This is a genomic window from Hallerella sp., assembly GCF_022776125.1.
Taxonomy (GTDB): Bacteria; Fibrobacterota; Fibrobacteria; order Fibrobacterales; family Fibrobacteraceae; genus Hallerella; species Hallerella succinigenes.
Genome location: NZ_JALFIA010000041.1, coordinates 1 through 5,480 on the forward strand (window position 1 = coordinate 1; position 5,480 = coordinate 5,480).

Consider the following 5,480-nt stretch of genomic DNA (forward strand, 5'->3'; position numbering starts at 1 on the left):
CTGTGCGCGGACTTTATCGGGACAGTCTTTAATGAACTGCGCCAGATTATTATCGGGCGTTTTTACACGCCTGCCGATTTGGCGTTTTACAACCGCGGAACACATTTTGCCCAGCTGATCGCCCACAACGTGGATTCTACGATGAGCGCGGTGCTTTTTCCCGCCATGGCGAACCACAGCGATAGTCCAGAACAGATCAAGTCGATGACCCGCCGAGCTATCTCCACCAGCTCTTATCTACTCTACTTTTGCATGTGCACGCTCGCCATTATCGCAGAGCCTCTGATTAAAATTCTTTTGACCGAAAAATGGATTGAATCGGTATTCTACCTGCAGATGATTTGCCTTGCGCACCTATTCGGCAGCATTTCCATTACCAATATCCAAGCGCTCAAGGCAATCGGGCGAAGTGATGCAGTTCTCAAACTTGAAATCATCAAGAAGCCCGTTTACCTGATTCTCGTCCTTGCTGCAATTCCTCTCGGAGTCAAGGCGATTGTCGTCACGATGCCAATCTATTCCGTCTATGCGCTGTTCGTCAACATGACCCCGAACAAAAAGATTTTGAATTACAGCCGACTCGAACAGTTAAGAGATCTCGCTCCGGCAACTCTTCTATCGATTGGCATGGCTGCGGTCGTATACCCGTTCACATTCCTCATCGCCAATCCTTATATTCTCCTTTTGACACAATGCCTGACCGCCGCCGTTTTCTATGTCAGCATATCCCATCTGTTCAAAGTTGAATCCTTCAGCTACTGTAAAAATTTGCTTCTGAACAAATTCAAGAAGCCGAATAAAAAGTCATGAAGAATCTTATCCGTCAAATTCTCATCCGTCTATTCCGTTTATTGCCTTTGCAGAACAAGGTGGTTTTTCGGAACTTCAACGGGAAAGGCTTGGGCGATGACCCCAAGTATATCGCACTCGAATTAATGCGAACCTATCCAAACATTCGACTGGTTTGGCTCGCCTCCGACATCCATACGCCGCACCCGCCCCAAATCCAAATCGTCAAGTACCGTTCCCTTCTTGCCTATTACCACCTAGCGACCGCCAAAGTCTGGGTCAATAATATCAAGCACTCCTCCATGAGCCTTCAAAAACGCAAGGGGCAGTTCTACATCCAAACGTGGCACGCTCCATTCGGATTAAAAAAGATCGAAGCCGATGCAGAATCCAGCATGCCCAAGGAATATGTCCAAAGAGCAAAACTCGATGCCGCTCAAACAGACCTGATGTACGCCAACAGCGATTTTCGCCTGCAGATGTACAAAACAAAATTCTGGTATAACGGCTCAGTCATCAAAAGCGATTCTCCCCGCATTTCGATTCTTTTTCAGGCGCCCGATTCTAAGATCAAAGCCATCCGCCAAGAATTCAAACTTCCGGAAAATGAAGGAATCGTTTTGTACGCTCCTACATTCCGAGCCAATTTCCCTTTTGATTTTCACGCATTTGATTTTCAAAAAATAACGGAACTGCTGGAAAGTAAATTCCACAAGCACTTTACCCTGCTACTGCGCCTTCACCCGAATGATGCTGCCAAATTCAAAGAGATTTCTCTGCCGCCAAACATTGTGAACGCCTGTAACTACCCGGATATGCAAGAACTCTTGGCCATTTCCGACATTCTCATTACCGACTTTTCCTCGAGCATGTTCGACATCGCCATGGTTCAAAAACCGGTTTTCCTTTTTGCGAAGGATTTTGACGACTACCTTTCGCGCGAAAGAAACCTTTGCATTCCTCTGCAAGACCTGCCCTTCCCCATCAGTAAAACAGAAGAACACCTGCACCAAAGCATCTTGAATTTTGACCAAACCCAGTATAACAGCAGAATAGAGAATTTCTGCACCAAATACGGGATCCAAGATTCAGGCGAAGGAGCCAAATTCATCGCAGCGATTATCCACAATAAAATTACAAAGTCTTAAATACCTATATTTGACTTATATGGACTCTAAGATTCACGCATTTTTGATTCTAGCGCATAATAACCCTGCTCACGTAGCAAGGCTTGTCAAAAGCTTGGTTTCCCCGAATCACTATTTTTTCGTGCACATCGATAAAAAGTCCAAAGAAGATTTTTCGAGTCTAGAAAGCATCCCCAACTGTACCCTGATCAAAAAGAGAATCAGTTGTAACTGGGGTGGCTTCAGCCTCGTCAAAGCGACGCTGAACCTTTTGAAAGAAGCGGACGCTTTCAAACACTTCGCCTATTTTCATTTGCTTTCCGGAGCCGACTATTTTTGCTCCACCAATGAAAAGTTCGACGATTTTTTCAACAACACGACCAAAAGCTATCTCGATATCGCAGACGGAACTCCGTTTGAATGGCGCTTAAAGATTTACACCTTTAACGACATCATCAACCGGCGTGGAAAATGGAAAAACATCCTCTGGCATACGGATGATATCCAAAAAAAACTTCTTCCCTACATCACCATCCGAAAACCGCTCAAAGAAAAATTCTACTACGGTTCGCAATGGTTTTCGCTCAGTCAGGAAGCAGTCCATTACCTTCTCGATTTTTGCAAGACCCACCGTTCTTTTGTCCGTCGATTCTATCTGACCTTTGTTCCGGATGAGTCCTTCTTCCATATGATCCTCATGAACAGCCCGTTAGCGAGCCAAATCATGCCGCACAATTTGCGTTTTATCGATTGGACAAGAAAAGTTCCCAAGGAACCGTTGCCTCGTACACTTAAAATCGAAGATTACGACGACATTATCCAAAGCAAGTGTTTCTTTTGCCGAAAAATTTCCGTTACCCAATCCGCTGAACTCCTGGATAAACTGGACGAATTGAGAAAAGGATAAGCGAATGGAAAAGCCTCTGATTTCTATCATCGTACCCATTTACAGGGTTGAAGCCTATCTATCTCGCTGCATCGATAGCATTCTCAATCAATCCTACCGCAATTTAGAGATCATCCTTGTCGACGACGGTTCCCCGGACTCTTGTCCAAAAATTTGCAACGAATACGCCGAAAAGGATGCCCGGATCCGAGTGGTACATAAAAAGAACGGCGGACTTTCGGACGCGAGAAACGCGGGAATCGACATCGCTAATGGCAAATATATCTCCTTTATCGATTCCGATGATTACATCCATCCGGAAATGATTTCGACGCTCTTCGACCTTTTGAAAAGCAACGATGCGGATATTTCTGTTTGCAATTTCACCCCGTTTACCGAAAGCGTTTCGCCTTTAAACAAAGCCCCGACCATCGACACCCTTTCCGGCAAAGATGCTGCAAAGCGCCTTTACCAAAGCCAATATGCGACGCAGACGGTCGTCGCCTGGGATAAGCTGTATAAGCGCAGCCTTTTTGACCATCTCCGCTTTAAGGTCGGCAAGTTCAACGAAGACGAATTTTTCTCCTACAGAGCTCTTTATTTGGCAAACAAGGTGGTCTTCACCTCTCAAGAATTGTATTACTACTTCATTCGGACCACGGGTATTTCCAAAGCGATTACCGATCCAAGATCCTTGAACGGTCTGGATGCAAAGATCGAAGCTATCCAATTTTACAAGGAAAACGGCTCCACGGATATTTTACGCAGCGCGGTCCTGAGTTTTTTGAATTTTTCCGCCAAGCGATACTGCTTTGTATGTCGCCAAAAAGGAAACCATCAGGAACTGCTCGGCGAAATCAAAAAGCGCCATGCGACGGTCTACTGTAGCAACTCCTCTCTCTTGCGCATTTCAGAAAGATTCCGGGCAAGAACCTTTCTGTTCTTCCCTCTTTTATATTGGTTCTTTATCAAGTTCGACAAGGCAAAACGAAAGTTTCTTACGAAATAGGGAAAGAGCATGATCCTTTTATCTCTTCTTGCTTATATTCTTTTTTTCGTTTTAGTCTTTTTTATTCTGAAAGGCTCTCGAGAGCAGCAGCTGATCGCCCTCATTTTTGTAAACATCTTCTTTTACATCAATGTCACTCTTATCGTGAAACCGGAATTGACTCCGTTTCAACTTCTGCCCTATCTATTTTTTGCAAAAGAACTGCTATTTAATTTTCACGAATTCAAGAAAAACATCCAGGAATTTCCCATTAAGTTTGGGGTCTTGATTATTTTTGCGGCCTACTTCGTCACCACATACACCAATGGCGGTGGTGGTCATGACTATTACGAAGTTTTCCGTTACTGCTTTGACAAATACCTTCCAATGTTCGCCGTTTTTATCTGCGCCAAGGAAGTCGAAGAACAGAGGATCGTTCGCATCTTATTCACCTTTTTCTTAATCTATTTCGGTTTTGGCCTTGTGGAATATCTACTCAACCATAATTACATTCGAGAAGCGATAGCCACCGCATTCCCTTCCACAAAAGCCAAAGACATGTTCGGGCCAGCCGGAATTACAAATGGTTTCGGCACTTCCAGTTGGAGAACCCGAATATCGATTACGACAAAGCATCCGACCGTTTTGGGAGCCCTGCTTTCCACCATGTTTCTCTTTTCTCTCTCCTATTTCAAGGATGCCAAAGAGAAATTCAACATCCATCGCGAAAAAGTCGTTCTTGCCGCTTTACTGATTACCATCCTGCTTTCCGGTTCCAGAACCTCTATGGGTTGTGCATTCCTCGGATGCGTAATTTATTTTACCAACTCCCTTTCTTTCCGCAAAAAATTACTCGCCATCATTACATACGCGGTCTTGGCTGTTTCTTTGTCTTCCTATGCAATCAGCTCTTTTTCATCCAAAGAAGGTGGCAGTTCTCTTGATCTTCGTCAACAGCAGTTGCTGTTCACCTTGGTGGAATTTGCAAGCAAACCCTTATTCGGTCATGGACTATATTATACAAACCACTCCATTCTTGCAAACGCCGGTGAAAGTGGAAACATGTATTATTCCAAGGAAGAAACGCAAGGGCTTGAATCCATTATATTTTACACGCTTCTCGACATCGGCTTATTTGGAGCTTTCGCGCTAATCGTGTTCTATGGAGAGATTTTCTTCACATTCTTCAGTCGGCGGAAAGAGCATCCTCGATTAGCCATGCAAGGCTTGCTAGAAACCTCATTGCTCGTTGTTTTCTTGATTCTTTCAGGAGAAATCGGACGAAACACCGAAATGTGCATTTTATTCATCGGAATGTCCCTCGGCTTTTTGCACAAAGAGCTCGAAGAAGCTAAGGCTACGGAAGCAGATCCCGCTCTTCTCGAACGATCTGAAGATTTCGAAAACGAATAAAAGAATCCCACCGCGGCGCATAAGAAGGATCGCCGCCACCGTGGAAGGTGGAAAAATAGAATCGGTCAATCGTTTGATCTGCGCTGTTCCGCAGACGAAGCGTATCCACATCGACGACAAGGTCTCCATCAAACCAAGTTTGCAAATGCCCATTATCGCGGACTGACGCACCATCCACATCGTTGAGCGTCACATGCATCACAATCCGATGCCATTTTCCCAACTCTATCTTTTTGCGCTCTTTGGTCCCATTCAGATTCCAAACGATATTGTCTGC

The 5,480-nt window shown here is 44.7% G+C and carries 6 protein-coding genes; 5 read left to right on the plus strand and 1 reads right to left on the minus strand.

The annotated features are described in order from the left end of the window. From MR847_RS05050 to MR847_RS05070, 5 genes are all read left to right on the plus strand, one after another. The coding region (locus tag MR847_RS05050; RefSeq protein WP_287723113.1) for an oligosaccharide flippase family protein at positions 1–810 on the plus strand (810 nt) is incomplete at its 5' end. Then, entirely contained in the window at positions 807–1,937 is a 1,131-nt protein-coding gene (locus MR847_RS05055; RefSeq protein WP_287723114.1) for a CDP-glycerol glycerophosphotransferase family protein, read from the plus strand. The genes MR847_RS05050 and MR847_RS05055, both read left to right, overlap by 4 nt. A 19-nt stretch (positions 1,938–1,956) precedes the next feature. Beyond that, a complete protein-coding gene (locus tag MR847_RS05060) occupies positions 1,957–2,823 on the plus strand; it encodes a beta-1,6-N-acetylglucosaminyltransferase (RefSeq protein WP_287723115.1) in 867 nt (288 codons plus the stop codon). A 4-nt stretch (positions 2,824–2,827) separates the two neighbouring features. Then, positions 2,828–3,811, plus strand: coding sequence for a glycosyltransferase (locus MR847_RS05065; RefSeq protein WP_100425570.1), 984 nt, complete (start codon positions 2,828–2,830; stop codon positions 3,809–3,811). 264 nt (positions 3,812–4,075) lie between these two features. Beyond that, positions 4,076–5,203 carry an O-antigen ligase family protein gene (locus MR847_RS05070; RefSeq protein WP_287723116.1) on the plus strand — a complete coding sequence of 376 codons (1,128 nt, stop codon included), beginning with the start codon at positions 4,076–4,078 and terminating at the stop codon, positions 5,201–5,203. On the opposite strand, the gene MR847_RS05075 is transcribed toward MR847_RS05070, so the two are convergent. Further along, a partial coding sequence (locus MR847_RS05075) for a polysaccharide lyase (RefSeq protein WP_353846837.1) occupies positions 5,148–5,480 on the minus strand: 333 nt, incomplete at its 5' end. The two genes, MR847_RS05070 and MR847_RS05075, sit on opposite strands and share 56 nt — an antisense overlap.